Source organism: Corynebacterium sp. USCH3 (assembly GCF_037619475.1).
Taxonomy (GTDB): domain Bacteria; phylum Actinomycetota; class Actinomycetes; order Mycobacteriales; family Mycobacteriaceae; genus Corynebacterium.
The window spans coordinates 29,806-56,154 of the sequence record NZ_JAQPZT010000001.1; the positions used below are offsets into that span (position 1 = coordinate 29,806).

Below are 26,349 nucleotides of genomic sequence, written 5' to 3' on the forward strand. Positions count from 1 at the left end.
GAGACTGGTCTACACCCGGTGAAAACTTGCACGCAATGCAAAAATACCATTAACCCCCTTATGGGGGTGGGTCACTGCTGCGCGGTCTGCTGGTGGAACCGCAGAACGAGAGGAGAATCACCCGCACCGTGGCGGACCCACAGCGAGCTCCGGACCGTCGTGCCGTAGGCACCGGAGGCGATCGACCGGACCAGGACGGTGCCGTCCGACACCGTCTCGGTCACGACGTCGGTGACCTCGAGCCGTCGGAAACCCCGCAGGGGAGCCAGCGACGCCAGGAACCCGTCGCGGTCGGTCACCGTCCCGGTGCTGTCGATGACACAGAGGTCCGGGTGCAGCAGGGCCTCGGCGAACTCACGGTTGCCGCGGACCTCGTCGGTGTAGAGGGCGAGCTCACGGTCCCCGGCGTCGGTGGCCGAGCTCGGGGCCGAGCTCGGCGTTGTGGCCGGGGCTGTGTCCGGGTCGTCGGCGGGTGCAGCGTCGGACGCGGGTCCACCCACGTAGCCGCCGAGGCCGGGGCCCGTGCTCGGCGGCCGGCCGGCGGAGAAGGCTGTGGCGGCTGCATTGGCGCGTTTGTCCGCGGCCTCGTTCATCGGATGTCCCGCATGGCCCTTCACCCACTCGAAGTCCACGTCGCGACCCTGCATCGCCGCGTCGATGGCCTGCATCAACTCGACATTCTGGACGGGCTTGCCGTCCTTCTTCTTCCACCCCTTGCGCTTCCAGCCGGGCATCCACTTGGTGACGGAGTTGATCACGTACTGCGAGTCGCACAGGATCAGCAGGTGCTCCCCCGCGGTGGAGGGGTCGGCGGCGGTGCACTCAAGCAGGTCGAGGACGGCCTTCAACTCGCCCATGTTGTTGGTGCCGTGCGGCCACCCGCCGGCCCTCCAGGTGTCGTCGTCGATGTACCAGGCCCACCCGGCCGGGCCGGGGTTGCCCAGGGCTGAGCCGTCAGCGGCTGCGGTGATCGTCATGTCCCGTATCGTCGCACACCGGGCCGGCCAGATGCCCGGCAAGGTAGCGTCCCGTCACCGACGCCGGGTCGGCCGCCACGTCGTCCGGTGTGCCGGTGCTCACGATCCGGCCGCCGTCGGCTCCGCCGCCCGGGCCCATGTCGACAACCAGGTCCGCGTTGGCCACCATGTCCAGGTCATGTTCGATGACGATGACCGTCGCTCCCCGGTCGGTGAGCCGTTGGAGCACAGCCAGAAGCGTGCGCACGTCCGCGGGATGCAGGCCGACGCTCGGCTCGTCGAGCACGAACACCGCGTCCTGCTGGTTGCGGTGTAGCTCGTTGACGAGCTTCAGCCGTTGCGCCTCCCCGCCGGACAGCGTCGGAGTCCCCTCACCGAGGACGAGGTAGCCGAGGCCGAGGTCGTCCAGCGCCGTCAACCGTCGGCGGACCTTCGCGAGCCCACTGACGGTGTCGAGTGCCTCGGAGACGGTCATCGCCAGCAGCTCCGGGAGGCTCACCCCGTCACGACGGTAGCGTGCGGCGGCAGGGGAGTAGCGGCGACCGTCGCAGTCCGGACACGGGATGTCGATGTCGGGGAGGAACTGGATGTCGAGGGACACCTCGCCGGTGCCCTCGCAGCGCGGGCACGCCAGGGACGTGGACCTCGTCCTGGAGCGGGTGTTGTGCGAGAACGCGGAGGCGGTCAACCCGTCCGCCACCGCCCGGTCGGTCGCGGCGTACGCGGCACGGAGATCATCCATCACCCCCGAGTACGTCGCCACCGTGGAACGTACGTTGATGCCGATCGGGGTGGCGTCCACGACGTGCACCGACGTCCCCGGCGGGGCGTCGACGGTGCGAACATGGTGGGGAGGGGGACCGGCGAGTGCGGGGACCAGCGACTCCAGGATCAGCGTCGTCTTCCCCGACCCCGACATCCCGGTCACCGCGGTCAGTCTTCCGACGGGGATCTCCAGGCAGAGAGGGGCGACGGTGTGGATGCGGTCGGTCTCCAACCGGATCGTACCGATCGCGAAGAGGTCGTCGGCACCTGCCCGCTCCCGGACGACCACCGGTTCGGTGCCGGTGAGGAAACCGGCCAGCCGTGAGGACCCGGTGGCCGTCAACTCCGCCAGCGCACCGGAGGCCACCACCGCACCGCCGTGACGTCCGGAACCGGGTCCGATCTCCACCAGGTGGTCGGCGCGGCGGAGGACCTGGACGTCGTGGTCGACGAACACGACGGAGTTGCCGTCGGCCAGCAGGTCCGACATCACCCCCAGCAGGCCGTCGACGTTGGCGGGATGAAGTCCGATCGAGGGTTCGTCGAGGACGTAGAGCACCCCGGTGGTCCGGTTGCGCACGGCGCGGGCGAGCTGGACGCGCTGTCGTTCACCGGTGGACAAGGTGGACCCGGCACGGTCCAGTGACAGGTAGCCGAGACCGAGCCCGGTGAGACGCCGCGACATCTGCTGCAGTGTGTCGACGAGTCGCTCCGCGAGTGCGCGCATCTCGTCCGGCAGCGACCCCGGAACGCGCGAGGACCAGGAGAGCACGTCGTCGAGAGGTAGGGCGGTGATGTCGGCGAGGCTCCGGCCGGCGGTGTCGAGTGTGATCAGCGGGGTGCGGGCGGCCGCGCTGAGTCGGGTTCCGTGGCAGTCCGGGCACGGTCCGACCGAGAGGAACCTGCTCACCCGGTCCAGCCGCTTCCCGGTGTCGGCGCGCTCCAGCTCACGGATCACCGTCAACCGTGCGTTGCGGAACGTGAAGTCGAGTTCGTGGACGCCTTTCACCGAGGTCACGGAGATGTGCTTCTTCTCCTCGGGGCCGTCGAGCACGATCTGCTTCTCGTCCCCGGTCAGTGACTCCCAGGGCACGTCGGTCCGGACACCGAACTCGCGGACGATGTCGGGCTGCACGTTGAAACCGAACATCGTCCACGGCACGACCGCACCGTCGTCGATCGTCTTCGCCGGGTCGGGCACCAGTGTGGCGTCGTCCACGGTCCGGATCTCGCCGGTGCCCTCGCACCGCGGACAGGCACCACCGGAGTTGAACGCCAGGTCCTCCGCGCCGGGGGCGTGCACCGCACTGCCGCAGACCGGGCACGGGAACGGACGCTCCGCCGCCACGTCGAGGGTGGGGCCGACCCGGTGGCCGTTCGGACAGACATGGGACGCGAGCCGGGAGAACATCAGCCGCAGGACGTTGAGCAGCTCGGTCATCGTGCCGAAGGTCGACCGGACGCCGGGCACACCCGGGCGTTGCCGCAGTGCCAGGGCCGCCGGGACGTGCTCCACCGAGTCGACGTCCGCCCGCGCGGCCTGGGCCATCCGCCGGCGGGTGTAGGTCGAGAGCGCCTCGATGTACCGCCGGGACCCCTCCGCGTACAGCACACCGAGTGCCAGCGAGGACTTCCCGGAGCCGGAGACACCGGCGATACCGACGAGTCGGTGCAGCGGGATGTCGACGTCGACATCCATGAGATTGTTGACACGCGCACCTCGCACGCGGATGTGACCGGGGGGTGCGGGAGAATCGACCGACATGACACCAGCCTAGAACGCCGCAGGGCGCCGTGGCGGTGAAGTCACGGCGCCCTGCGGCGCACACGGGGCGGTAGGGGGCCGGCTGGTGTCAGTCGCGGTCGGTGTTGGCCATCGCCAGCACGTCGAGGCGCTTGTCCAGCTCCTCCTCCGACAGCGTGTCCGGGACGTAGCCCAGGTCGATGACCGTCTGGCGGATGGTCTTGCCTTCCGCCAGGGCCGTCTTGGCGACCTTGGCTGCCGCCTCGTAACCGATCGCCGAGTTCAGCGGGGTGACGATGGACGGGGAGGACTGGGCGAGGGTCCGCATACGCTCGGTGTTCGGCTCGATGCCGTCGACGAGGCGCTCGGCGAAGACACGGGAGGTGTTCGCGAGCAGCTTGGCCGACTCCAGCACGTTGCGTGCCATCATCGGGATGAACACGTTGAGCTCGAAGTGGCCCTGCGCACCGCCGAAGGCGATGGCGGCGTCGTTGCCGATGACCTGGGCGGCGACCTGGGTCGCGGTCTCGCACAGCACGGGGTTGACCTTGCCCGGCATGATCGAGGATCCCGGCTGAAGGTCCGGCAGGTGGATCTCACCGAAGCCGGTCAACGGGCCGGAACCCATCATCCGGATGTCGTTGGCGATCTTGTTGAGGGAGACGGCGATGGTGCGCATCGCACCGGAGAACTCGACGAGTGCGTCACGGGCGGCCTGGGCCTCGAAGTGGTTCTCGGCCTCGGTCAGCTGCTCGACGCCGGTGAGCTTCTTGAGCTCCTCGGTGACCTTGGCGCCGAAGTCGGCGGAGGTGTTGAGACCGGTTCCGGTCGCCGTACCGCCGATGGCGAGTTCACCCAGACGGGGGAGGGTGGACTCCACGCGCTCGATGCCGAGCTCGATCTGCCGGGCGTAGCCGCCGAACTCCTGGCCCAGGGTGACCGGGACAGCGTCCATGAGGTGGGTGCGACCGGACTTGACCTCGCTCTTCCACTCCGTGGCCTTGGTGGCCAGCGAGGTGTGCAACACCTTCAGCGCGGGGATCAGGTCGGTGACGGCGGCCTCGGTGGCTGCGACGTGGGTCGCGGTGGGGAAGGTGTCGTTGGACGACTGGCCCATGTTCACGTCGTCGTTGGGGTGGATCTCCACACCGTCCTGCTTCGCCAGCGAGGCGATGACCTCGTTGGTGTTCATGTTCGACGAGGTGCCGGAGCCGGTCTGGAAGACGTCGATCGGGAACTCGTCGTTGTAGGTGCCTTCGGCAATGGCCTTACCGGCGGCGATGATCGCGTCGGCCTTGGCGCCGTCCAGCGCTCCGGAGTCCTTGTTGACCTGGGCGCAGGCGGCCTTCAGCAGGCCCATGGCGCGGATCTGTGCGGCCTCCAGCGGGCGGTCGGAGATCGGGAAGTTCTCCACAGCGCGCTGGGTCTGGGCACGCCACAGGGCCTGTGCCGGGACCTTGACCTCGCCCATGGTGTCATGCTCGATGCGGAATTCCTGCTCACTCATAATGAACTGTCGTGTCCTTCCTGATTATTGTGACGACTGACATATAAGGGTACCCGCACCGCCGGGCAGAGGTGGCCGTGCGGGGGTGGGACCGGATGCTAGATGTAGTCCTGGACGGAGTAGTCCTTCAGCTTCTGCAGCTGGTGGGTGGCCTCGATGTTCCGGATCGTGCCGGACCGCGACCGCATGACCAGCGACCGGGTCGTCGCCCCACCGGCGCGGTAGCTCACGCCACGGAGCATGTCGCCGTTGGTGACGCCGGTGGCCACGAAGTAGCAGTTGTCGGAGGAGACCAGGTCGTTCGTCCCGAGCACGGTGTCCAGGGCCAGACCGGCGTCGAGAGCCTTCTGACGTTCCGCGTCACCGGTGGGGGCCAGGATGCCCTGGATCTCGCCACCCATGCACTTCATCGCGCAGGCGGTGATGATGCCTTCCGGGGTTCCGCCGGTGCCCATCATCAGGTCGACGGCGTGGCTCTCGCCGGCGGCGGCGACGGCACCGGCGACGTCACCGTCGCCGATGAGGCGGACCTTGGCGCCGGCGGCGCGGATCTCGGCGATGAGGTCGGTGTGGCGCGGGCGGTCCAGGACCACGACGGTGACGTCGGACGGGTGCACGCCCTTGGCCTTGGCGACGGCGTTGATGTTGTGGGCGGCGGGGGCCTGGATGTCGATGCTGCCGGCGGCTTCCGGGCCGACGGCGATCTTCTTCATGTAGAACACGGCGGAGGGGTCGTACATCGACCCACGCTCGGCGGCGGCGAGGACGGAGATGGCGTTGGGACGTCCCTCCGCCATCAGGGTCGTGCCGTCGACCGGGTCGACGGCGATGTCGACGGCGGGACCTTCACCGGTGCCGACGTGTTCCCCGTTGAACAGCATCGGGGCCTCGTCCTTCTCGCCCTCCCCGATGATTACGGTGCCGTTCATCTGCACCGTGTTGATCATCCGTCGCATGGCGTCGACGGCGGCGCCGTCGCCGGACTCCTTCTTGCCGCGGCCCACCCACTTGCCGGACGCCAGTGCCGCCGCTTCGGTGACACGGACGAGCTCCATGGCGAGGTTGCGGTCCGGGGAAGAGGCAGGCAGGGCCTCGGGAGGGGTGGGGACGGAGTCGGATCCGGAAGTCATGGGAGACCAGCTTTCTGATATCGGGAGAGCGTCGGGGGTGCCCTCCATTGTTCCATGAGACCGAGCAGGTGTCCCCACACGCCCGCCGGATGGTGGCGGTTACGGTGACGGTTAGGGTCCCCGGTACGGTTGTCTGCAATAATCAGTGCCGTGAAACTCGAGAAACCGCGCATGTTCACCTCCACCCGCGACCTGCTGATTTCGCTGGGCGTGCTGGGGCTGGTGATGGCATTCTCGGTCGGCTTCACCGGACTGTGCAGCTACAACCCCGGTCCGGCGGAGACGACCGGACAGGTCAATGAGGTCGACATCGACTCGATCCTGGGGACCGAGGCGCGGGGCCTGAGCATTCCGGTGCGCAACCCGGAGGTACCGGGCAACTGGCAGCCGAACTCCGGCCGTCGGACCACGGTGGACGGCGAGCCGTCCTCGATCGCGGGATGGGTCGTCGACGAGAAGTACTACATCTCCCTGACCCAGACCGCTGCAGAACTGGAGGACGCCGTCGCAGACGTCGACGACGACTACCGTGAGGAAACCGACGCCTACCGCAGTACCGCGTCGGGCGTGACGGCGGAGTCGGCCGGAGCCGCTGACGGCACGGTCACCTGGCGGATCTTCACCGGGGACGACGCCCGCACCGTCTGGGCGGCGGATCTGGGTGAGTCGACGGTGATGCTCTCCGGCACCGCGACCGGGGAGATCTACGAGACCCTGGCTGACAAAGTGGTGACGACTGACCCGATCGCCACAAGCTAGGTGCGCGTTCTCCTGAAGGTGGGAGCCAGACGACGCTGACGACGCTGACGACCCAGCCGGGGGAATAGTTCTAGCCTCGGGCACGAATTCTCCCCCGATGCGTGCTCGGAGCTAGAACTATTGTGGCGGAAGCCGTTCAGAGGACTCTGTGGATATCAGGTTGGCAATCTCACGGGAACCCACACCTGGTCCGCTTACTCCGAATCCTCCGGTTCGTCGGAGGAGTTGCCTGGACTGTCGGCGCCGTCGGCGTCGCGACGGTTCTGCAGGGCCGCCTCCACCCGTTCGGAGGCGCCGTCGAGATAGCGCTCGCAGTAGGCGGCGAGTTCCTCCCCCCGCTCCCAGAAGCGCAGTGATTCATCGAGACTCATCTGCCCGAGCTCGAGGATCTTGACGACCTCGACCAGTTCGTCACGTGCCTGTTCGTAGCTCAGTTCCTCCAGGGGGCGGAACGTCTGCTTGTTGTCGCTGTCACTCATCGGTGGCGGGGTCCTTTCGGTCGGTGCTTCGGTCTGGGCTGGAACTCGTGGATGTGTCGTCCGGGGTTGGCGCGGGGGTCCCCTCGGCGCGCTGCACCGCCATCGCCGCGGCGGTGACGGAGCCGTCGAGAACCCGGATCCGCAACTGCGAGCCCGGTGTCACGTCGTCCACCGTCGTCACGACCTGCGGAGGGGTGTGGTCCCGGGGGAGGACCTGCACCACGGAATAGCCGCGGCGCAGAGTCTGGGACGGTCCGAGGGCGTTGACCTGAGCCTTCAGTGAGGTCACCTGGGAGCGCATGTCCCGGATGGTGATGCCCAACGCGCGGTCGTTGCGCTCCCGTGCTTCACCGACCAGCTCCTGCTGGCGCCGCAGGGGGAGCAGCGGGTCGGCCAGGACGGGCCGGGACCGGACCGTGGACAGTCCCCGTTGCTCATTGGCGACCCAGGACCGCAGTGCAGCGGCGGCGCGGTCCCGCAGCTCGGCGACGAGCCCCAGCTCGGCGGCGACGTCCGGCACGACCCGTTTCGCAGCATCCGTCGGGGTGGCGGCGCGCAAGTCCGCGACGTTGTCGAGGATGGGGTTGTCCGGTTCGTGGCCGATCGCGCTGACCACCGGAGTGGTCATCCGGCTGACCTGGCGGACCAGTGCCTCCTCGGAGAACGGCAGGAGGTCCTCGACCGAGCCGCCGCCGCGTGCCACGATGATGACGTCGACCCGGGGATCCGACTCGAGCTGCTGGAGTGCGGCGAGAACCTGTGGCACCGCCTGGGGGCCCTGGACGGCGGTGTTGATGACCTCCGTCTGCACGGCAGGCCAGCGGTCGTGGGCGACGGCGAGGACGTCCCGTTCGGCGGCGGAGCCCCGTCCGGTGACCAGACCGACCCTGCGCGGCAGAAACGGCAGGGGACGCTTGAGGCGGGGGTCGAACAGACCCTCGGCGTCGAGCGCCCGCTTGAGCTGCTCCATCCGGGCCAGGAGTTCACCGACACCGACGTGCTGGATCCGTGAGACCCACAGGGAGAACGAGCCGCGACCGGAGTAGAACGCCGGCTTCCCGTAGACCACGACCCGGTCGCCGTTCTTCAAGGGCGTCGGCATCGACCGCAGCATCTGGGTCGAGCAGGTCAACGGGACGGACTGCTCCTTCTCCACGTCACGCAGGGTGATGTAGGAGAGCTTCCAGGACGGCTTCATGTTCACCTGGGTGATCTGCCCCTCCACCCAGAGATGGCCGAGGCGTTCGATCCACCCCTTCACCTTGTCGTTGACGACATGGACCGGCCACGGTGAGTCCGCGGAGGTCGGTGACGGCGGTGCCCCTGACGGTGGCGAAGCATCTGACATGGCTCTGATTGTAGAGGTCCGATAGCATGGGGGACATGACTGAGGCTTCACCTGTGGATAACTTCACCACAACCGCCCCGACGACCACCACCGACCAGAACGGCGACACCGAGCGTGGCGCCGTCAGGCAGGTTCTGCTGGCCGCCCCGCGCGGGTACTGCGCCGGTGTCGACCGCGCCGTGGAGACCGTGGAGAAGGCACTGGAGAAGCACGGCGCCCCGCTCTACGTCCGCAAGGAGATCGTGCACAACAAGCACGTCGTCAAGACGCTGGAGGAACGCGGCGTCATCTTCGTCGACCAGACGACGGAGGTGCCGGAAGGTGCCAACGTCGTCTTCTCCGCCCACGGCGTCTCACCGCAGGTGCACCTGGAGGCGAAGCAGCTGAACCTGAAGACGTTCGACGCCACCTGCCCGCTGGTGACCAAGGTGCACAACGAGGTCAAGCGGTTCGCCAAGCAGGGATACCAGATCATCCTCATCGGCCACCACGGTCACGAGGAAGTCGAGGGGACCGCAGGAGAAGCGCCGGACGTCGTGCACCTCGTGGACGGGCAGGAGGACGTCGACGCGCTGGAGTTCCCGGAGGGCACGAAGTTGATCTGGCTCTCGCAGACGACCCTGAGTGTCGACGAGACGATGCGGACGGTGAAGCTTCTCCACGAGAAGTTCCCGCAGCTGGAGACACCGCCGAGTGACGACATCTGCTACGCGACCCAGAACCGCCAGGTCGCGGTGAAGGCGATCGCCCCGCAGGTCGAGCTCATGATCGTGGTCGGCTCGCAGAACTCGTCCAACTCGAAGCGGCTGGTCGAGGTCGCGCTCCAGCACGGGACCAAGGAGTCCTACCTGGTCGACTACGCCGAGCAGGTCGACCCGTCCTGGTTCGACGGCGTCACCTCGGTGGGCGTCACCTCCGGTGCGTCTGTTCCGGAGCTGCTGGTGCGGGGGGTGCTCGAGCTCCTCGCCGAGCACGGGTTCACCAGCATCGAGGAAGTCACCACGGCCACGGAGGATCTCGTCTTCTCCCTGCCGCGGGAACTCCGCCCGGCCCGTAACGCAAGCTGACCCCGGCATCCGTCCGCGCAGGACGGGTATCCGGGGTGCAGGGGGACCAAGTAACGGGGGAGCGGGGCGCACTACTCCATGTCGAGCGGGCGGTCTTGGCTCCGTGAGCGTCGACGCCGACTGGCCTCCCGCAGTTCCGCGGCGGTACGGGTGCGGTACTCCTGGGTCGTCGGGGTTTCCGGACGGTTTCCCTGGTGACCCTGACCCGCGTCACGGGACTCGTCTGCCCGGTTCGTCCGGTCCGAGGCGTAGCGGCGCGACGGCCGGGGGCGCTCGTCACGGGGAGCAGGGGGACGGGACAGGCCGGTGGCGGACTCACCGGGGCTGTCGGCACCGTCGGAACCGACAGCTCCGTCGTCGGCGTCGGAGGCTGCCTCGGCATGACGCGACCGCGGCCCACGGTTGTCGCGGTCGTAGTCCCGTACACGGGCGTTGAGCCGCTGGTTGTTCTGTTCCGCATCGTTCATCTGGCGGCGGCGCGCCCGGTCACGACGGTACTGGTTCTCCAGCACCGCGGCGTCGATTCGTTGTCGCGCCACCGCGATGACCACGCAGACCACCAGTGACACGACCAGCCAGAGGAACTTCTCGACCGCCGGGTAGGCGGCGGTGATCAGCGCGGTCCGGGGGCCTGACCCCGCTGTTCCCGAGGAGCCGACCAGGCCCGCGACGGTGATACCGAAGAACCAGTACACCGGCAGCAGGACGACGGTGAGGAACAGGCCGCGCAACTCCACCAGGGCCGTGCACACGACCGCGGAGACGGCGAAGAGGATGACGTAGGAGGTACCGACCCCGCCGAGGACGATTCCGGTGAGGACCACGGCGGCCATCACGAGCAGCGGAGCCCATACCGGAATCAGGCCCCTGCGGTTCAACGGGGCGGAGTCGTCAGTGCTGTCAGAAGTCACGGGCGCTGATGTTACCCGATGCTCAGGACTGCTTCGACGAGGAGTCGTCGCCGGGCCCGTCACTCTTGTCGTTCTTGTCGTCCGGCAGCAGGGGGGCGAGGAAACGGCTGAACGGTTTCGGGTCCCCGGACTCGTCGCTCGTCAGGGACTTCTTCCAGTCCTGCCACCGTTGGGCGGCCTGCTCACGCTGGGCGCCAGTCTGCTTTCCGGCGGAGGTGGCGAAATTGATGTCCGCAGAGTGCTTCTCGCCGGTGGCCAGGTCGGTGAGGTCGCCGATGTAGCGGAAGACCTCGGTGATCATGGCGGCGACCGGGACGGCGAGGAAGGCACCGATGATGCCGAAGAGTCCGCCGCCGACGGTGACGGAGAGCAGGACGACGACGGCGTGCATCTTCATCGCCTTGGACTGCAGCACCGGCTGCAGGACGTTGCCCTCCAGCTGCTGGACGGCCAGGACGATGCCCAGCACGATCAGCGCCGTGGTGAAGCCGTTGGCGACCAGGGCGACGAGCACGGCCAGTGCCCCGGCGGTGAAGGCACCGACGATCGGGATGAATCCACCGAAGAAGGTGATGATCGCGAGCGGTCCCCAGAGCGGGACGTTCATGATCACCAGCCCGAGGCCGATGAAGAAGGCGTCGATGAAGCTGACGATGGCCTGGGTGCGGATGAATCCGCCGAGGGTGTTCCAGCAGCGGGTGAGAACCTCGGTGAGGTGCCAGCCGACACGGCGACCCGCGACGCGGCGGATCATCGGCAGGAACTTCTCGCCGTCCTTGAGGAAGAAGAAGATCAGGACCAGCATCACGAAGAGGGTGATGGCGCCGGAGGTGACCGCGGAGACGCCGGTGATGGCGGTCTGGGTGATCTGGTCGGTCTGGTCCTGGACCCAGCTGGTCGCCTGGTCGATCATGTTGTCGATCTGGTCGCTCTGGAGGTTCAGCGGGGGCCCGGCCACCCAGTTCTGGATCTGCTCCACACCTTGGGCGCCGCTGTTGACGAGCTCGGGGATCTGCTTGGAGACGCTCGGAGCGATTGCGGCGAGGATACCGCCGATCACGGCGAAGAACAGGATGATGGTCAGCAGTACCGCAAGCGCGTTGGGCACGTGCCCCTTACGCAGCAGTCGCACGACCGGCCACAGGACGGTGCACATGATGATCGCCAGGATCACCGGGAGGATGCCAGTCCAGAGCCCTGACAGTGCGAAACCGAGGACCCACAGCGCCGCTGCGACGACGAGGAACCGCAGGCTCCAACCGGCCGCCCAGCGGGCGGAGGTGCCGATGACCTCGGCGCGGTCCCGGATCTCCTTGCCCGGGGTCCCGTCGTCGTCAGACTGGAGGGCCTCGGCGTTCTCGTCAGGCTCTGACATCGCCGGGTCCCCCTCCAGGAAGATCGACTCGCGGGAGGCGTCGGTCGGACTCTTCACCGGTGCTGAATCCTCCCCGGGCAGGGGCAGCGATGATTCGGGGTCCATCCGGCCCGAACCCATGAGGATGTCGGCGAAGTCCCGCCCGTCGACGACGTCGCGGGGGTCGGGACTGTTCGGCCCGTCGGACTTCTTCTGTCCGGAGGACCCGTTGGGGTTCTTGGAATCACTGGTCACCCGACCCATTGTGCCCTACGGCGCGGAGCCCGTCATCGGGTCGGGTGTCCAATCACCCCACAGCCACCCCACGGTCACCCGTCGGTCACCCCGCAGGGTGGGACGAGGCATGGTAGATGAGGGTTTCGTCGTCGGTACCCGGGGCGGTACCGAGGTCGCCGGACTCCTCGTCGGAGTTGTTCCTGAGGTTGACTGCGGCGACGATGAGGCCGCCCCACAGGAAGACCATGAACAGGGCCATCATGACAATTGCCGTGGCGCTCATCGGTTCGCTCCTTCTGCCTCGGGGGAGACGGTGGTTGTTGTCCCGGTGGCGAGAGGGTTGGGGATTCCCCGACCGCGACCACCCGGGGGAACGCCGAAGTCGGATCCCGGGGTGCCGTCGAGAATGAGCGACCTCCGTCGGAACGGCACCAGGTGCATGATGACGCCGACCACGGCGATGACGATGATCAGCAGCCAGCCCCAGGTGAACACCTGCTTGTCCTGGTACCCGCCGTAGCCCTCGTCCAGCAGGGTCGAGACCTCGCTGAGCAGGGTGAAGGTCAGGATCACGGAGGTCACGTACATCAGGAACGTCCGCCAGGTCGGACCGACCTTGAACGAGGACACGGCGTTGAGGTGCTGCTCCAGCTCATTGATGCGCATGGTCAGCACACCGACCACGATGATTGCGACCAGTGCAGCCAGCACGATGCCGATGTTGTTGGTGAACTTGTCCATGATGTCCAGGGTCACCAGACCGCTCGTGGCGGAGAAGGCCAGGATCGACAGCACGGCCATCGGCACACCGACAGCGAGGGCGGCGGTGCGACGGGGAAGATCGAACTTGTCCCGGACCGCGGAGGCGACGACCTCGACGATGGAGATCAGCGACGTGACGCCGGCGATGGCGAGGCTGGCGAAGAACAGGATCCCGAAGAGTTCTCCCGCGGGCATCTGGTTGATGATCGTGGGGAAGGCCTCGAACGCCAGGCCGATACCTGAGGTGGCGACCTCACTGACCGGGATGCCGGACGCCGCCGACATGAACCCCAGGGCGGCGAACACTCCGATGCCGGCGAGCACCTCAAAGGAGGAGTTCGCGAAGGCGGTGACCAGGCCGGTGCTGGTCAGGTTCGACCGCGGCTTGAGGTACGAGGAGTAGGTGATCATGATGCCGAAACCGATCGACAACGAGAAGAAGATCTGGCCGTAGGCGGCGATCCAGACCGTCGCGTCGGTCAGAGCGCTCCAGTCCGGTGTGAACAGGGCGTCGAGGCCGGTGGCGGCCCCGTCGAGGAACAACGCACGAATCACCATGACGACGAACAGCACGAGGAGCAGCGGGATGAAGATCACGTTGAGCCGACCGATGCCCTTGCTCACGTCGAGCACCAGGGTGGCCAGCACGACGATCCACACCACGATCATGGTGATGAAGATCGGCATCACGAAGCTTCCGGAGAAGACCGAGTCGGTGTCGGCCTGGAGGAACTCTCCGGAGAAGTAGTCTCCCGGGTTCTCACCCCACCCCTTCGTGAAGGACTTCATCGTGTAGAGCAGTGCCCAGCCGATGATGGCCGCGTAGTACACGGCGATGAAGAAGGAGATCCCGACCTGGAACCAGCCCAGGATCTCCGCCCGGGGATGGATGCGGCGGAAGACGAGCGGCGCGGAACCGCGGAAGCGGTGACCGAGTGCGAAGAACATCCACAACAGGGGGATGCCCGCGGTGAGCAGGGCGATCATGTAGGGGACGAGGAAGGCTCCGCCGCCTGATTCGTAGGCGACGTAGGGGAATCGCCAGATGTTGCCGAGGCCGACGGCGGAACCGATGGCGGCGAAGAGGAAGAGGATCCGCGAGTTGAATGTGTCGCGGGTGACCTTTCCGTCCTTGCCGTCGGTTCCGACCTGCGGCCCGGCGGGAGCGTCTGCAGACATGTGCGTGAGCCTCCGGGTGTCTAGTTGTGGCAGGTGAACTGAAGAAATCGAATCTATCCTAGATTCCCACCAGACTTCCAGGAAACAGACAGTTGGGGAACGGTTTCGGGGTATCCGCCATGCCGGGGGCGGGCGCCGGGCCGCACCCGGGACCGGTTAGGATGGGTGCCGTGACCCTTACTCTCGGAATCGTCGGGCTGCCCAATGTCGGCAAGTCCACGCTGTTCAATGCCCTGACCCGCAACGACGTCCTCGCGGCGAACTACCCTTTCGCCACGATCGAGCCGAACGTCGGACTCGTCGAACTTCCTGATCCCCGGCTCAACCGACTGGCGGAGATCTACTCGTCCGAGCGGATTCTGCCGGCCACGGTGTCCTTCGTCGACATTGCGGGCATCGTCAAGGGGGCGTCCGAAGGCGAGGGCATGGGCAACGCCTTCCTCGCCAACATCCGTGAGGCGGACGCGATCTGCCAGGTCGTGCGCGCGTTCTCGAACGACGACGTGATCCACGTCGACGGCCGCGTCGATCCTGCGACCGACATCTCCGTGATCGAGACCGAGCTCATCCTCGCCGACCTGCAGACCGTGGAGAAGGCCGTCCCACGGCTGGAGAAGGAGGGCCGCAAGGACCGCGACAAGGCGGACCAGGCGAATGCCGCCAAGCAGGCGCAGGAGATCCTGGAGGACGGCCGCACGCTGTACTCCGCCTCGGTCTCCGGCGAGTTCGACCTCGCCTCGGTGCGTGAGCTCCACCTGATGACCGCCAAGCCGTTCCTCTACGTCTTCAACTCCGACGAAGCCGTGCTGACCGACGAGTCCCGTCAGAAGGAGCTGCGTGACCTCGTGGCTCCGGCCGACTGCGTGTTCCTCGACGCCGCGACCGAGGCGGATCTCCTCGAGCTCGACGACGAGGAGGCCGCCGAGTTGCTCGCCTCGGTGGGGCAGGACGAGCCGGGACTGCAGACACTGGCCAAGGCCGGTTTCGCCACGCTCGGACTGCAGACCTACCTCACTGCCGGCCCGAAGGAGGCCCGCGCCTGGACCATTCCGCAGGGGGCGACCGCTCCTCAGGCCGCCGGCGTGATCCACACCGACTTCGAGCGTGGTTTCATCAAGGCCGAGATCGTGGGCTTCGCCGACCTCGACGAGTACGGCTCGATGGCCGAGGCCCGCAACCACGGCAAGGTCCGCCAGGAGGGCAAGGAGTACGTGATGCAGGATGGCGACGTCGTGGAGTTCAAGTTCGCAGTAGCATCTGGTGGTAAGGGGAAGTAGCAGGTCATGGCTGACCAGTGGCAGACAATCGAGGGGACGGGATGGATCCCCATCAGGGGGTTCGGTCGTATTAACCCTCGTCGTGACAACGTCGGGGATGCTGGTCGGTACTACTTCACCGCGAAGACTGACGACGACGAGTACGCGAAGGCTACAGGCGACCACATTACGGAGGGGCCCGAGACGTGGCACTACGAGCTTGACCAGCCTTTCACGCTGTCGGATTCCCGTGGCAACTCTGTGGAAGTGACGATCTCACTGTTGCAGGGAGGTCGCTACGGCGTCCGGTATAGGGGAATAGGCAAGTTCGTGGGCCGAGGGGCTGGTAACAATGACCCAGGTATGCAGAGCCGGGCAGGAGGAGCTTCCGTGAAAGTTGACCGCAAGATTGCGCTGCTCGGCGAGAAGATTGCACAAGCCAAAGACGGGTATCCCGATGATTTTGAGCTCTGGCGTAGTAGCACGGAGTCTGCCATACGGCTTGCGATGGGAGAGGACAACCCTAAGTACCATCAGTTCACCAAGGTAAAGTTCAAGCCCATCGCTTACTACGATGGTATCAACGTAGCTGGCTACCGATCCTCCGGGGTCAAGTCGGTTGTGGCAATTTTGAACGCCTGTCAGGAAGAGCTTCGGTGGGCGGAAGAGGGCGCTATGGGAGATGAAAATGAGGACGCCTCGGCGGTAGAGGTGGAAGGGCCTCCTGGGCCGGTGTTCATCGTCCATGGGCACGACGACGGGGCGAAGTTTGAGTCGGCGAGAGTTGTTGCCGCGCTGGTGGGCAGCGACCCAACCATTCTTCATGAGCAGGCTAACTATGGCATGACGATCTTGGAGAAGTTCGAACATGCTGCGGCTTTGGCAGGTTTCGCTCTGGTTCTGCTCACGGCTGATGACGTCGGGCGATCTAAGGGGGCAGGGGATGATGCTCCTCGCGGCCGCCAGAATGTTGTGTTCGAGTTGGGATACTTCTTCGGTCGCCTAGGTAGGAACCGGACAGCAGTTCTCTATGACGCCGGTGTTGAGCTTCCTACCGATGTCATCGGTGTTGCTTACATCAGTAGGGATCCTGGAGGAGGATGGCGACAACAGGTGGCGCGAGAGCTGCAGAGCGCAGGCTATACCGTCGATTGGTCTGCATTAAGCAAGTTCTAGGCGGCCATCCTAGGGCTTCCGAGAAGGTGCCGCAGCTCGTCGGCCATCTCATCTGTCAGTGGGGGAGCAGAGGAAGCTATGCGGGAGGCGGCCTCCACTGCGGCAGGGGATAGCCCCGGCTGGCGATCACTGATCGATGCTACCTCCGACATAGCCACTCCTCTCCTTTCCTATAGGGTAATTCTATCGAGCGGGCGTGCCCCCATCCAAGCGGCGAGAGGGCTAACCGCGAAGATTCCTTCTGGCCCTACGCGTGGAACCGTCGGCCGGGGGTCCAGAGAAGGTCGTCCGAGATGTCCCAGCGGTGCTCCGGGAAGTTCGGACGGTACCCGGTCTCCTGTTCAATCACCTCCGCTGCATCACCGGCAGGGGTCACCAGCGCCTGTCGGACCTCGCCAGTCGCGGTGTTCTGGATCAGGATCTGCTCCGTCCGCGTCAGCTGGCTGACCGGCAGCCGTCCTAGCCAGACCGCATGAAGGTCGCTGACGCTGAGCCACATGCAGCCCTCCGGGTCGGCGGCTCCGATCATCGGCGGGCCAGCATCGGGGAGGTTGAATCCGATCATCGGCACCGCGGCTGGCAGCCGGGGGTCTCGCCAGCGGGGGTTCCTCGACTGGTAGCGGCGCTGTGCCTCAGCGATGATGTCCGTCGGAAGGAGCCAGCGTGGCTCGGGACGGTGGTAGGACAGGCGGTACTCGTAGCTGGGGATCTTCTGCTGGATAGCCTCCAGGCCAGCGCTGCGGGTCATGCCCACGGCGATCTGCGTGGTGCCCCGGCGGAGGCGTTCGCGGGCGTCCTGGGTCAGGCAGCCCGAGTAGTCGATAACCAGGCGGGGGTCGGCGTAACCGGCAGGGCCAGTCATCATGAGGTCTCGGAAGTCGTCGGCGGTGTGCATGGTGTTCTCCTTCTTGTGTGCTTGGTTTAGCTGGTGGCGCCGAAGCGCATGGGCATGCCGGTGGCGGGTGCCGGTGGGGTGCGGGGTGTGCGGTTCAGCTCACGCATGTGGGCTCCGAGGTCCAAGCCCGCAAGGTCCGGACCCTCCCGCAGGCCCTCGGCGGTGAGCAGTGCTCGGACTCGATCGGCCATCGCTGGCTCCTCGGGGTACCGCACCGACGCCGCCGCCTCGACCTTGCTTACCTGAGAGCGACCGTAAGCACCGGCCGCGTCCGTCACCGGGTCACCACCGCGGGCGGCGGTGTGCAAGTGCAGCCAGTAGCCATGCTCGCAGCCCTCGTGGGCTACTCCGGACCCAGGAACGCTGTACCTGGGGCGGTTCCAGAGCTGGCATCCGCAGGATGCGGTCCGGCGGTCCTCGGTCCATCCGGCGTCAGGCAGGATGGAGGACCACGGGGTCTCGGCGTCCCATGCAGCCCGTGTCTCGGATACCCAGAACTCCGAGTCCCGGCGCTCCCGGCGCGATGTCGGACGGCCGGCGTCGATGATCCTCTGCACGAGCCACGCCGGAGCGTCCCAAATGGTTGGTGCAGGCCCCCAGCGATATGAGCCCTCGCGCCGGGTGCTCGGGGGCATCATCGCCCAGCTGGAATGGACCTTCACCTCGACCGCTGACGCGGCCGAGCCGTCAGTCAAGGCCACGGTTCCGGCGATGTTCTCCGGAAGTGTGCCATCAGGGATCCGAAGGTAGACATGCGCGCCGGCCCAGTGCTCCCACCGGCCCGTGGTCGGGGAGACCCCACCCGGGCTCAGAACGGCTGGGTCCGGGGTGCCTGACCCGTGGTCGGAGCACAGGGCCGAGAAGGCCTGCCTGGCGGCTGGAGTGTCCATGTCGACGATAGCCAGGGTTCCACCACCGGGCAGGGAGCACCCGGTGCGCACGCCGCAGTTCACCGGGGTTCCTGTGCAGGTGAGGAGCCACCGGCGTGCCTCGAGGGGGCTGGATGTCGCGGAGTAGATCCCGCCGCGTGCTGCACCGGGACGGCGGAGGGGAGCCTTCTCGGTGTCCGTCGAGGTGCTGGGGATTCCGGCAAGGACCACCGCGAGCCCGAGGTCGACAGCGGCCGTGGCCACCCCGGCGGTGGTGGTCTGCTGGGTTAGGTGGGTCAGGTCGATCATCACGCTGCACCCCCCTCGAGTTCAGCCAGCTCAGCCGTGATGCGGCTCTGCTCCTCCTCGGTGACCATGCACGCCGGTCGAGGTGCGTGGTGCATGGCCTCCAGCTGCTCTGGGCTCACTGGGGCGGGGCGGGGAGCGGACACCGCGGCTGTTGGGCCCTGAGGTGCGCTCTCCGGCAGGTAGATCCACTTCGCACGACCCTCGGTGACTACCACCACCTGGCCGGTCGCCTCGAGCTGTGCAAGCGCGTCATTGGCGGCCTCTCGGCGCTTGGTGGAAAGGGCGGCCACTGCCCCGGTAGTGCCATTCCATCGATGCCCGTGGCCGCCGGCTGCGGTGTCATGGACGAGGCCCACTGCTGCGTCCACGCGGTCGGTCTCGGCGGCCGAGATCGCACGGTCCCGGCGGACCGCCTCAAGGTCGGCTCGCTCCTGCTCCACACCAGCGGAGGCCTCTCGACATGATGCGATAACGCCGTCGGAGAGGGTGAGGATTTCCCCCGCTACCCGCCAGCGGTCCATGGTGACCGCCGTCTCGCCATGCAGCAGAGCGACGGCGGCAGCCAGCCGCAAGCGCAGCAAGTTTCGGTGGCTGTCCATGTCAGCCTGCCCGGTGGCGACGCGGGATCGGTCAGCACGGACCTGCCGGACCACGCCGCGGGCCACCGCGACCACCACGCGGCCGGTGACCTCGCCACGATGGGACCAGGACTCGACGCCGGCGGGGAGGTCGCGGTGCTCATAGACCGCGGTCGGTAGCGTGATAGTCAGCTTCTGGGTGTCGTCGCTGGTCCACCCGTCGACCAGGGCGTCGTCGTCCTCTGCGGGGGAGTACTCGACGGCGGGGGAGTAGCGGTCGACAGCGTCGAACCAGCAGAACCGCTGCGGAAGACCAGCTCCGTCCGCAGCGAGCATCCACCCGGTGCGCTTCGGCTGTGCACCGATGACGAACGCTGCTCGGTAGGACATCCGGTCCACGCGGCGGCGGCTCTCAACCCGGGCGCCGTCGGTGCGCAGGTCTTCGCCCATCATCGCGGAGAGCAGCACGTCGAGAGTGCTGGACCCGGAGCGCTTGGTCTGGGCTTCCAGGGCGCCGATCTCGTCCACGGAGAACCTGGCCCGGTCCGGCGGTAGGAGGTGGTCGGCGCTGGCCGGCAGCCGGCTGCCCTTGCTGTCCTCGTCGTCCTTGGCGGCATCGATCTTCGCCCGGAGCTCGTCGTAGGGGCGGCGGTCGAACACCGCGCTGATCCCCTCGCCGGAGGACAGGGTGGGGGTCGCCATGGCGGTGCGGGGGCTCGACGCGGCCAGGTTCGGACCGAACCTAAGTTGGTCGGGGACCACGCGGATCGCGTCTTTGGTGACGGCGGCGGTGGCGCTCTTACCGCCGCCCGACCGTCCGGCGAGGATGACGCCGAAGTTCAGGCTTGCATAGGAACCGACTATCGGGGGGAGGACGACGTGGGGCGCGGTGCTCGCGACTACCTCGGCGAGGACGCTTCCCAGGAGGGCTTCCGGCGGCACCTGGGCAAGGCGGGCGATGCGGAAAACAGTGCGCATCTGATCCGATGCAGTGAACAACCTCCGGGTGGGTCCCTCAGGGAGGTCGTCTGCGGTCTGGATGGTGGTGGTGTCGTTAGACACGGGCCGTATCTCAAATCTCCGGCGCGTGAGGTGGCCGGATCCCTGCCGGCGGTCACCGGCGTGCGTTAAGGATTCGGCCCCTCTGCTGCCTCTGGCTGGTTCGCCAGCTGCCACATCACATGGTCCGCTCGGGGGCGGGAACTTTGAGAGTTGAGATTGAGGAAAGATCGTCCGGAGCACTCCGGAGGGGGCTAGCCATCACAGCTGCCGCGCTTATCGACTGTCCCCAGGATAGCACACATCGGCGGTAGGACAACCCTATAAGGCGACCTCGGTGGCTATCTTGGCGGCTGCTCCACATCTTGGCGGCTATCTTGGCGGTTCCTTGGCGGGTAAACATGCAGGTCAGAGACATCTTGGCGATCTTGGCGATCTTGGCGGTTCCTTGGCGCGGCCACCGCCAAGGAGTGGTCCACCCGCGTGCGCTCCCGCGCGCGCATCAGGAAACCCAAAGTTTATATAATTTATTTATATGATAGGTAGTGTAGGAGGTGGGAGTGAGCGTCTTGGCGGGAGTTTGCGTGGTAGCCGCCAAGATCGCCAAGATCGCCAAGATGTATCGTGACCTGCGACGATGAATCTTGGCGATGCCGCCAAGTTTGATGCGTAGCCGCCAAGGTGGGTTGCATCTTGGCGGTGTTCGACTCCAGCTGGTCCTGAACGACGCCGGGGAGCAAGTTGTGTTTGCGGGGCACTCGCCGTAGACGGGAATAGCCATCTACGCCGGGGTACAAGAAATGTTTGTATCCGATGGCACGCCGTGGTAGTCTCATTGGTAGGTAGGAGGTAGTGCATCAGCGCCGGGGCGGTCACCCCGAAACTCCGTACCGAGCGTTCAGGCTTCGGCCCAGCGAACAACCCCCGACCCATACCAGGGCCGGGGGTTGTTCTATGTCGAGATGCCTGTCAGGGGTTGGGGCAGCCAGGGACATACACGCCGAAGTGATTCTGCAGGGCGAGGAGGATGTTCTGCGACTGCTCGGCGTCGTCCATGGCTTACCCGCTTTCCGCTCTGACTGCTGGTGTATAGGTACCGCGGTACCGACTCTCTCGTGTCACGTCCCGCCTAGTGGATTACCCACGGTCTGACACATAGTATTCACCTATGACATATCATGAGGAAAGCTATACGGACCCGCCGGCGATCCCCGCCATGCACCCCTTGGTGCTCACCGACGACGACTACGCCGGGGAGGAGTTCTGCGCGATCAACCGGATCGACCGGCGAACCCACCTCTTCCGTACCGTCGTGCCATCCATGCCGGGATTCCGCCCCCGATCGTCCTATGACCACCTCGTGGTGCTGGGCGCTCCTTCGATCACGGGCGTGCAGGCGGTGGATCTCGCCATGCGACTCCGACGCCTGGACGAGGAATCGTTCCGACGGGCGGCGGAGGTTCTGAACGGCCTCGTTGTTGAAGGCTCAGGGGAGAGGTCAGCATGACCGGGTCCATCATCCCGTCGGATCCGCCGGCCACGGCCAGCTACCACGACGTCGACGGCCCCGGTCTGATCGCCCTGGCCACCGACCTGGCCGACGGGTACGAGCAGCTCCGTACTCCCTGGCGACCCAAGCCCGAAGCCCGTGTCATGCGCCCGGCACTAGGACCGCGCACGCCGATCCCGGTGTCCATCCTCGACGCCGAGATCGCCGTGCAGCGCACGGTCGTCCCGTTGTGCGAGGAGCTGGCCAAGGCTGCAGGTTTGCTGCCGCCGGCTGCGCACCCGGTCACCTGCTGCCGGTGGCTCGTCTCTCATGCCGAGGAGCTTCGGTGGTACCTGCACCCGGGCGACATCTTCGACCTGGAGATACTGCGCGACCAGTGCCGACGCCTCGCCGGTCTGCCCAGCCCCGAGCTGGAGGCCGATGCCCGGCGAGCCGAGATGCAGCGCCAGCTCGGCACCGGCACGCCGGTGTGGGGGAGTAGCCGCAAGATCGCCTCGCTGGCCGCGGCTGCGGGATGCTCGGTCAGCCACATGACCGTGGTCCGCTGGGCCGAGGCCGGACATGTCACCTACCGCGACGACGCCGTCCGTAGTGGTCGGGTCGAGTACCTGCTGTCGGACGTCCTGGACGAGCACGCCCGGCGAGCCGAGGAGGCTGCGGCATGACCCACGCCGACACCACCGACACTGACGCCCGACCGCCCATCCCCGCCTGGCCTGACTACCGGGTGCAGCACATCGACGACGACGTGACCGGAGGCGTCCGGGTGGTCGTCGACACCCATCACGCCGGGCAGTTCGTCGGCTGTGCGCTGCTCCTCGACCGCATCGCGCTGGCCACCGCACTGCCCGGTCTGGTGGGCGAAACTGAGGCCATCTGCATCGCCAGCATCGCCCAGCAGATCGAGCAGTACGACTCGGAAAAACCTGCTCTCAACATTGTAGATTTAGTGATCCTATAGGTATGATAGGTAGTACCAATCACTACCGATAGGGGCACACCACATGGCTGACCGCCACCACATGACCATCTACACCGCGCCCGGCTGTATGCGCTGCCGCGGCACCATCCGCACGGCCGAGAAGCTGGGCGTGACCAGGCTGAACATCGTCGATCTCAGTCAGGATGCACTGGCTGCAGAGGGGCTGCGCCTGGAGGGCTACACCGAGCTGCCGGTCGTCCGTGTCTGGGCCGAGGACCCCGGCGACCTCGCCGTCGCCACCTGGTCCGGACACCGACCGGACAAGGTCGCCGAGCACGCCGAGGCCTGCGGCGCACTGGCGGACAAGGCGGTGGCCTGATGTCATTCGTCCGTGACTATGACCCCGCACCGACCCGCCACCCCCTGCCGCGGGGGCGCTTCAAGCGCACCCGGGCCGTGCAGATGATCATGCACACCCTCGGCCTGCCGACAGGCACCAAGGCCGAGCGGCGCACCGTCGCCCAGGTCTGCGATGACCTGCACGTCCTCGACGTGATGCTGGGCCGGACCGCGATGTCCCAGATGCACGTGCAGGGATTCTTCGCCTGCTCGACCCCGGACTTCATCTCCACGTTGCGTGCACGGGTCATCGACGAGCGTGTCGACGACGCCCTCTTCGCCGTCGACCCGGAGGCCACCCCCACCACTGGCGAGGACCCCACCCCATGACCTACGCCCACCCCTACGGTGACCTCCCACCCGTGACCACCCACCACCGCCCACCTCCACCCCGGACCCAGCAGTGGGCGGTGGTCGACCTGCCAGCGGGCACCACGCCCGACGATGACCTGGACGACCTGGTGCCGGTGACCAGCTGGACGGCCGACCGGGTCGCCACGCTGCGTGCCCAGCGCATCAGGCTGGTTACCGGCACAGCCTGCGCGGTGTCGACGAGGTTCGTGCCTGGCCAGGCAGCGTGACCGTACAGTAGACAGCTCGGCCTGTTAGTCACTAGACAGAGTAGTCTATATCGGTACACTGATATAGATCAGTAGGTTGTTACAAATCATCTGATAGGGTAGAGCTATAACGCGCACGCGCAGACGCGCACTACGACAGTCAGAGCTTCACTATCATCGGTGAGGCTCTGTTTTTGTGCGCTGACCAGGTCTGATCGAGGGGAGTGGTGCTGGTGGCCAAGTATAACCGCACCGCCGAGGTGGAGTACCGCCGAAAGCGGGCACGCTGCCTCGCGTCGGACCCGCTGTTCTGCGCACTCTGCGGCGAGCAGATCGACAAGGAGCTGAAAGCGCCGCATCCACGCAGCGCAGTGGCCGATCACATCGATCCTGTAAGCCGCGGCGGGCATAACCTCGGCCCGCTGCAGCCTGCCCATAAGACCTGCAACGAGAAGAAGTACAACAAAAGCGCAGGTGAGAGGCGTCGGAGCGAGGACGCTCATGTTCTGCCCTGGTGACTCCCCGCCGGTTCCGAACCTGAGAAACAGACTGATCGGTATTCATGAAGGTCATGCTTACTAAGAGGCTCTGACCGGCAACGATGACGAGGGGTGGTGAGGGCCCCCCTCTCAGGTTTTACTCAAGCGCCTCACGGGCATTGTAAAAATCCCCCTCCGTACGTTTTTGCAGGTCAGGGGCCTGTGCGCCGACCTCGTCACGACCGACCCCGGGATCGCCCGGACGAGCACCCCAGGAGGTGACCATGGGCACCGAGATCGAAGTCTACGACGGCGACCCTGACGATGACGACATCGTCGACGCCGAGGTGGTCGATGACGACCAGGACTCGACCGGCGATGACGGTGACTCTGCCGAGCCGCAGCAGGCGACCTTGGGACCGACCGTCCGGGCGGGTGACCAGCTCGCCAGCCTGACCCGGCTGCGCGATCGCATCGCTGACCAGATCGACCTGGAGGTCGACAGTAAGGCCATTGCCACGCTGTCCCGCCAGCTCACCGACGTCATGGACCGCATCGAGCCGCTCGGCGGAGCGGCCAAGACCGACGGCACCAGCCCGATCGACGAGATCGCCCGCCGCCGACGCCAGCGTGCCGCTGCATCCGCATAACTACAGGAGGTGACCGATGTCCGCACCGACGCTCACCGGTCACCAGCAGCCGAACAAGAAGTACTCCAAGCTGCCGAAGTACCACCACACTGACGGCGACGACGCTGCGTACATCGCTGCCGGGTATGGCCTGGACCCGGACCCGTGGCAGAAGCTGATCCTCGACCATGCGCTGGGCCTCGACACCCGCGAGCGGTGGACGTCCTCGGCGGTCTGCGTGTCCGTGGCACGCCAGAACGGCAAGAACGCCCTAATCGAGATGATCGAGCTGTATCAGCTGACGATCCTCGGCAGGACGATCCTGCATACGGCGCACCAGATCAGGACGTCCCGGGCAGCGTTCATCCGGCTGTGCAGCTTCTTCGAGGACCCTCGTTACCCGGACCTGATCGCCCTGGTCAAGGAGATTCGGAAGACCAACGGTCAAGAGGCGATCATCCTCACCAACGGTGCCGCGGTCTACTTCTCAGCCCGGTCTGCCAACGCCGCTCGAGGCCTGACCGTCGACACACTGGTCATGGACGAGGCGCAGGACCTCGGCGACGAGACCCTGTCGGCGCTGATGCCGACGATCTCGGCCAGTCCGTCTGGCAATCCCCAGCGGATCATCGTCGGCACCCCGCCGACGACCAAGTCGGACAGTGACGCCTGGACCCGGCTGCGTGCCGAGGCCCAGGAGAAGTCGAGCCGTCGCCTGATGTGGGCCGAGTGGTCCGCCAACGACGACGGCATGGTCGACACCGCCGACCCGGCTGTCTGGGCGCAGGCGAATCCCGCCCTGGGCTTCCGCCTGCAGCCCGAGAGCATCGAGGACGAGCTGTCCGCGATGGAGATCGGCACGTTCATGCGTGAACGTCTCGGCATGTGGTACCTCGGCTCCGGCAAGACCGCTGCTCTGCCGATCGACGACTGGAAAGCCTGCGCCGACCGCGACGTGCGGCTCATGCCCGAGGACATCGACCAGATCACCCTCGCGGTGGACGTCACCCCGTCTCGTGACAGCGCCTCCATCGTGGCGGTGATCAGCACGACCGACGGTGGCTACCCGATCGTCGACGTCATCGACCAACGTGCCGGGGACCTCTATTGGGTCGCACCCCGTGTCGCCCAGATCGTCGAGGAGCGGGACATCGCCGCAGTCATCGTCGACGGGTACTCCCCGGCGGCGTCGCTGATCACGGCGATGGAGGACCGCGGTGTCGGCGTGACCCGCATCAACGTCGGCTATGTCACCAGCGCTGCCGAGCGACTGCTGGACGCCGTGGCGACCCAGCGCATCCGGCACCTCGACCAGACCGCCCTGACCACCGCCGTCGCAGGCGCAGTCCGACGACCCGTCGGTACCGAGGGCCGTTTTAGCTTCAAGCGGCTGAACAGTGACGTCGACATCAGCCCGTTGATCGGGGCGATGCTCGCGCTGTCCGCCCTGTACGAGCACGACGCTGACCTGTCGCCGGTCAAGTATCGGCGCAAGAAGCGCACCGGCGGTGCGCGGCAGAACTACCAGGGAAAGGTCCGGGTGATGTGA

The 26,349-nt window shown here is 66.5% G+C and carries 26 protein-coding genes; 13 read left to right on the forward strand and 13 right to left on the reverse strand.

From position 1 onward, the window contains the following. Nucleotides 1-71: 71 nt before the first annotated feature. The 4 genes from PQI66_RS00180 to glpX form a co-directional block, all read right to left on the reverse strand. Entirely contained in the window at nucleotides 72-977 is a 906-nt protein-coding gene (locus PQI66_RS00180; protein ID WP_339995087.1) for a ribonuclease HI family protein, read from the reverse strand. Next, nucleotides 955-3,507 (reverse strand): excinuclease ABC subunit UvrA, encoded by a 2,553-nt coding sequence (locus PQI66_RS00185; protein WP_339995089.1) that lies wholly within the window; start codon nucleotides 3,505-3,507, stop codon nucleotides 955-957. Before PQI66_RS00185 ends, PQI66_RS00180 begins: the two co-directional genes overlap by 23 nt. 88 nt (nucleotides 3,508-3,595) lie before the next feature. Continuing rightward, nucleotides 3,596-4,993, reverse strand: coding sequence for a class II fumarate hydratase (locus PQI66_RS00190; RefSeq protein WP_339995091.1), 1,398 nt, complete (start codon nucleotides 4,991-4,993; stop codon nucleotides 3,596-3,598). A 98-nt stretch (nucleotides 4,994-5,091) separates the two neighbouring features. Continuing rightward, nucleotides 5,092-6,123 carry a class II fructose-bisphosphatase gene (gene glpX, locus PQI66_RS00195; RefSeq protein WP_339995093.1) on the reverse strand — a complete coding sequence of 344 codons (1,032 nt, stop codon included), beginning with the start codon at nucleotides 6,121-6,123 and terminating at the stop codon, nucleotides 5,092-5,094. A 150-nt stretch (nucleotides 6,124-6,273) separates the two neighbouring features. Between glpX and PQI66_RS00200 the strand changes: the two genes are divergently transcribed. Next, nucleotides 6,274-6,882, forward strand: a complete 609-nt coding sequence (locus PQI66_RS00200; protein ID WP_339995094.1) for a DUF4245 domain-containing protein — start codon at nucleotides 6,274-6,276, stop codon at nucleotides 6,880-6,882. 194 nt (nucleotides 6,883-7,076) lie between these two features. Here PQI66_RS00200 and PQI66_RS00205 read toward each other — a convergent pair whose 3' ends face one another. After that, nucleotides 7,077-7,361 (reverse strand): exodeoxyribonuclease VII small subunit, encoded by a 285-nt coding sequence (locus tag PQI66_RS00205; RefSeq protein WP_339995096.1) that lies wholly within the window; start codon nucleotides 7,359-7,361, stop codon nucleotides 7,077-7,079. Beyond that, on the reverse strand, nucleotides 7,354-8,709 hold the full coding sequence (gene xseA, locus PQI66_RS00210) for an exodeoxyribonuclease VII large subunit (protein ID WP_339995098.1): 1,356 nt from the start codon (nucleotides 8,707-8,709) through the stop codon (nucleotides 7,354-7,356). The genes PQI66_RS00205 and xseA overlap by 8 nt, the downstream gene beginning before the upstream one ends. Nucleotides 8,710-8,744: 35 nt before the next feature. Between xseA and PQI66_RS00215 the strand changes: the two genes are divergently transcribed. After that, nucleotides 8,745-9,776: a 4-hydroxy-3-methylbut-2-enyl diphosphate reductase gene (locus PQI66_RS00215; protein WP_445227970.1), complete on the forward strand. Its 1,032-nt coding sequence runs from the start codon at nucleotides 8,745-8,747 to the stop codon at nucleotides 9,774-9,776. Between the two features lie 71 nt (nucleotides 9,777-9,847). Here PQI66_RS00215 and PQI66_RS00220 read toward each other — a convergent pair whose 3' ends face one another. From PQI66_RS00220 to PQI66_RS00235, 4 genes are all read right to left on the reverse strand, one after another. Next, nucleotides 9,848-10,687 (reverse strand): DUF6542 domain-containing protein, encoded by an 840-nt coding sequence (locus PQI66_RS00220; RefSeq protein ID WP_339995101.1) that lies wholly within the window; start codon nucleotides 10,685-10,687, stop codon nucleotides 9,848-9,850. A gap of 22 nt (nucleotides 10,688-10,709) precedes the next feature. Beyond that, nucleotides 10,710-12,305, reverse strand: coding sequence for an AI-2E family transporter (locus PQI66_RS00225; RefSeq protein WP_339995103.1), 1,596 nt, complete (start codon nucleotides 12,303-12,305; stop codon nucleotides 10,710-10,712). 76 nt (nucleotides 12,306-12,381) lie between these two features. After that, the gene (metS, locus tag PQI66_RS00230; RefSeq protein ID WP_339995104.1) at nucleotides 12,382-12,561 is read right to left on the reverse strand and encodes a methionine/alanine import NSS transporter subunit MetS; all 180 of its coding nucleotides are present in this window, start codon (nucleotides 12,559-12,561) and stop codon (nucleotides 12,382-12,384) included. After that, a complete protein-coding gene (locus tag PQI66_RS00235; protein WP_339995105.1) occupies nucleotides 12,558-14,219 on the reverse strand; it encodes a sodium-dependent transporter in 1,662 nt (553 codons plus the stop codon). The genes metS and PQI66_RS00235 overlap by 4 nt, the downstream gene beginning before the upstream one ends. Before the next feature lie 170 nt (nucleotides 14,220-14,389). Here PQI66_RS00235 and ychF point away from each other — a divergent pair, with 170 nt between their 5' ends. Together ychF and PQI66_RS00245 are read left to right on the forward strand one after the other, a co-directional pair. Next, nucleotides 14,390-15,496: a redox-regulated ATPase YchF gene (gene ychF / locus PQI66_RS00240; protein ID WP_339995106.1), complete on the forward strand. Its 1,107-nt coding sequence runs from the start codon at nucleotides 14,390-14,392 to the stop codon at nucleotides 15,494-15,496. Between the two features lie 6 nt (nucleotides 15,497-15,502). After that, entirely contained in the window at nucleotides 15,503-16,651 is a 1,149-nt protein-coding gene (locus PQI66_RS00245; protein WP_339995107.1) for a nucleotide-binding protein, read from the forward strand. Between the two features lie 247 nt (nucleotides 16,652-16,898). On the opposite strand, the gene PQI66_RS00250 is transcribed toward PQI66_RS00245, so the two are convergent. From PQI66_RS00250 to PQI66_RS00260, 3 genes are read right to left on the reverse strand one after another with little or no spacing between them, the layout of a single operon-like run. Beyond that, the gene (locus PQI66_RS00250; RefSeq protein WP_339995108.1) at nucleotides 16,899-17,546 is read right to left on the reverse strand and encodes a hypothetical protein; all 648 of its coding nucleotides are present in this window, start codon (nucleotides 17,544-17,546) and stop codon (nucleotides 16,899-16,901) included. A gap of 26 nt (nucleotides 17,547-17,572) precedes the next feature. Then, nucleotides 17,573-18,724 carry a bifunctional DNA primase/polymerase gene (locus tag PQI66_RS00255; RefSeq protein ID WP_339995109.1) on the reverse strand — a complete coding sequence of 384 codons (1,152 nt, stop codon included), beginning with the start codon at nucleotides 18,722-18,724 and terminating at the stop codon, nucleotides 17,573-17,575. Next, on the reverse strand, nucleotides 18,724-20,280 hold the full coding sequence (locus PQI66_RS00260; protein ID WP_339995110.1) for a hypothetical protein: 1,557 nt from the start codon (nucleotides 20,278-20,280) through the stop codon (nucleotides 18,724-18,726). Before PQI66_RS00260 ends, PQI66_RS00255 begins: the two co-directional genes overlap by 1 nt. A 1,189-nt stretch (nucleotides 20,281-21,469) precedes the next feature. On the opposite strand from PQI66_RS00260, the gene PQI66_RS00265 reads away from it, so the two are divergent. The 9 genes from PQI66_RS00265 to PQI66_RS00305 all read left to right on the forward strand — a co-directional run bounded on the left by PQI66_RS00265 (nucleotide 21,470) and on the right by PQI66_RS00305 (nucleotide 26,349). Beyond that, nucleotides 21,470-21,808: a hypothetical protein gene (locus PQI66_RS00265; protein WP_339995111.1), complete on the forward strand. Its 339-nt coding sequence runs from the start codon at nucleotides 21,470-21,472 to the stop codon at nucleotides 21,806-21,808. Next, nucleotides 21,805-22,476: a hypothetical protein gene (locus PQI66_RS00270; protein WP_339995112.1), complete on the forward strand. Its 672-nt coding sequence runs from the start codon at nucleotides 21,805-21,807 to the stop codon at nucleotides 22,474-22,476. The genes PQI66_RS00265 and PQI66_RS00270 overlap by 4 nt, the downstream gene beginning before the upstream one ends. Continuing rightward, nucleotides 22,473-22,772 carry a hypothetical protein gene (locus PQI66_RS00275; RefSeq protein ID WP_339995113.1) on the forward strand — a complete coding sequence of 100 codons (300 nt, stop codon included), beginning with the start codon at nucleotides 22,473-22,475 and terminating at the stop codon, nucleotides 22,770-22,772. Before PQI66_RS00270 ends, PQI66_RS00275 begins: the two co-directional genes overlap by 4 nt. Nucleotides 22,773-22,815: 43 nt before the next feature. Then, nucleotides 22,816-23,112: a glutaredoxin domain-containing protein gene (locus PQI66_RS00280; RefSeq protein WP_339995115.1), complete on the forward strand. Its 297-nt coding sequence runs from the start codon at nucleotides 22,816-22,818 to the stop codon at nucleotides 23,110-23,112. After that, nucleotides 23,112-23,462: a hypothetical protein gene (locus PQI66_RS00285; protein WP_339995117.1), complete on the forward strand. Its 351-nt coding sequence runs from the start codon at nucleotides 23,112-23,114 to the stop codon at nucleotides 23,460-23,462. The genes PQI66_RS00280 and PQI66_RS00285 overlap by 1 nt, the downstream gene beginning before the upstream one ends. After that, nucleotides 23,459-23,713, forward strand: a complete 255-nt coding sequence (locus tag PQI66_RS00290; protein ID WP_339995118.1) for a hypothetical protein — start codon at nucleotides 23,459-23,461, stop codon at nucleotides 23,711-23,713. The genes PQI66_RS00285 and PQI66_RS00290 overlap by 4 nt, the downstream gene beginning before the upstream one ends. 206 nt (nucleotides 23,714-23,919) lie before the next feature. Then, nucleotides 23,920-24,210: an HNH endonuclease gene (locus tag PQI66_RS00295; RefSeq protein WP_339995119.1), complete on the forward strand. Its 291-nt coding sequence runs from the start codon at nucleotides 23,920-23,922 to the stop codon at nucleotides 24,208-24,210. 245 nt (nucleotides 24,211-24,455) lie between these two features. Next, nucleotides 24,456-24,821 (forward strand): hypothetical protein, encoded by a 366-nt coding sequence (locus PQI66_RS00300; protein ID WP_339995121.1) that lies wholly within the window; start codon nucleotides 24,456-24,458, stop codon nucleotides 24,819-24,821. A gap of 16 nt (nucleotides 24,822-24,837) precedes the next feature. Beyond that, nucleotides 24,838-26,349 carry a hypothetical protein gene (locus tag PQI66_RS00305; protein WP_339995123.1) on the forward strand — a complete coding sequence of 504 codons (1,512 nt, stop codon included), beginning with the start codon at nucleotides 24,838-24,840 and terminating at the stop codon, nucleotides 26,347-26,349.

Excerpts from the sequence above, each read along its gene's own strand:
- PQI66_RS00300 (WP_339995121.1), top strand. The coding sequence starts at position 24,456 with ATGGGCACCGAGATCGAAGTCTACGACGGCGACCCTGACGATGACGAC.
- PQI66_RS00205 (WP_339995096.1), bottom strand. The coding sequence starts at position 7,361 with ATGAGTGACAGCGACAACAAGCAGACGTTCCGCCCCCTGGAGGAACTG.
- glpX (WP_339995093.1), bottom strand. The coding sequence starts at position 6,123 with ATGACTTCCGGATCCGACTCCGTCCCCACCCCTCCCGAGGCCCTGCCT.
- PQI66_RS00235 (WP_339995105.1), bottom strand. The coding sequence starts at position 14,219 with ATGTCTGCAGACGCTCCCGCCGGGCCGCAGGTCGGAACCGACGGCAAG.
- PQI66_RS00190 (WP_339995091.1), bottom strand. The coding sequence starts at position 4,993 with ATGAGTGAGCAGGAATTCCGCATCGAGCATGACACCATGGGCGAGGTC.
- PQI66_RS00285 (WP_339995117.1), top strand. The coding sequence starts at position 23,112 with ATGTCATTCGTCCGTGACTATGACCCCGCACCGACCCGCCACCCCCTG.
- PQI66_RS00265 (WP_339995111.1), top strand. The coding sequence starts at position 21,470 with ATGACATATCATGAGGAAAGCTATACGGACCCGCCGGCGATCCCCGCC.
- PQI66_RS00255 (WP_339995109.1), bottom strand. The coding sequence starts at position 18,724 with ATGATCGACCTGACCCACCTAACCCAGCAGACCACCACCGCCGGGGTG.
- PQI66_RS00225 (WP_339995103.1), bottom strand. The coding sequence starts at position 12,305 with ATGGGTCGGGTGACCAGTGATTCCAAGAACCCCAACGGGTCCTCCGGA.
- PQI66_RS00290 (WP_339995118.1), top strand. The coding sequence starts at position 23,459 with ATGACCTACGCCCACCCCTACGGTGACCTCCCACCCGTGACCACCCAC.
- PQI66_RS00215 (WP_445227970.1), top strand. The coding sequence starts at position 8,745 with ATGACTGAGGCTTCACCTGTGGATAACTTCACCACAACCGCCCCGACG.
- metS (WP_339995104.1), bottom strand. The coding sequence starts at position 12,561 with ATGAGCGCCACGGCAATTGTCATGATGGCCCTGTTCATGGTCTTCCTG.
- PQI66_RS00270 (WP_339995112.1), top strand. The coding sequence starts at position 21,805 with ATGACCGGGTCCATCATCCCGTCGGATCCGCCGGCCACGGCCAGCTAC.
- PQI66_RS00275 (WP_339995113.1), top strand. The coding sequence starts at position 22,473 with ATGACCCACGCCGACACCACCGACACTGACGCCCGACCGCCCATCCCC.
- PQI66_RS00260 (WP_339995110.1), bottom strand. The coding sequence starts at position 20,280 with ATGCGCACTGTTTTCCGCATCGCCCGCCTTGCCCAGGTGCCGCCGGAA.
- PQI66_RS00250 (WP_339995108.1), bottom strand. The coding sequence starts at position 17,546 with ATGCACACCGCCGACGACTTCCGAGACCTCATGATGACTGGCCCTGCC.
- PQI66_RS00245 (WP_339995107.1), top strand. The coding sequence starts at position 15,503 with ATGGCTGACCAGTGGCAGACAATCGAGGGGACGGGATGGATCCCCATC.
- xseA (WP_339995098.1), bottom strand. The coding sequence starts at position 8,709 with ATGTCAGATGCTTCGCCACCGTCAGGGGCACCGCCGTCACCGACCTCC.
- PQI66_RS00185 (WP_339995089.1), bottom strand. The coding sequence starts at position 3,507 with ATGTCGGTCGATTCTCCCGCACCCCCCGGTCACATCCGCGTGCGAGGT.
- PQI66_RS00305 (WP_339995123.1), top strand. The coding sequence starts at position 24,838 with ATGTCCGCACCGACGCTCACCGGTCACCAGCAGCCGAACAAGAAGTAC.
- PQI66_RS00280 (WP_339995115.1), top strand. The coding sequence starts at position 22,816 with ATGGCTGACCGCCACCACATGACCATCTACACCGCGCCCGGCTGTATG.
- PQI66_RS00180 (WP_339995087.1), bottom strand. The coding sequence starts at position 977 with ATGACGATCACCGCAGCCGCTGACGGCTCAGCCCTGGGCAACCCCGGC.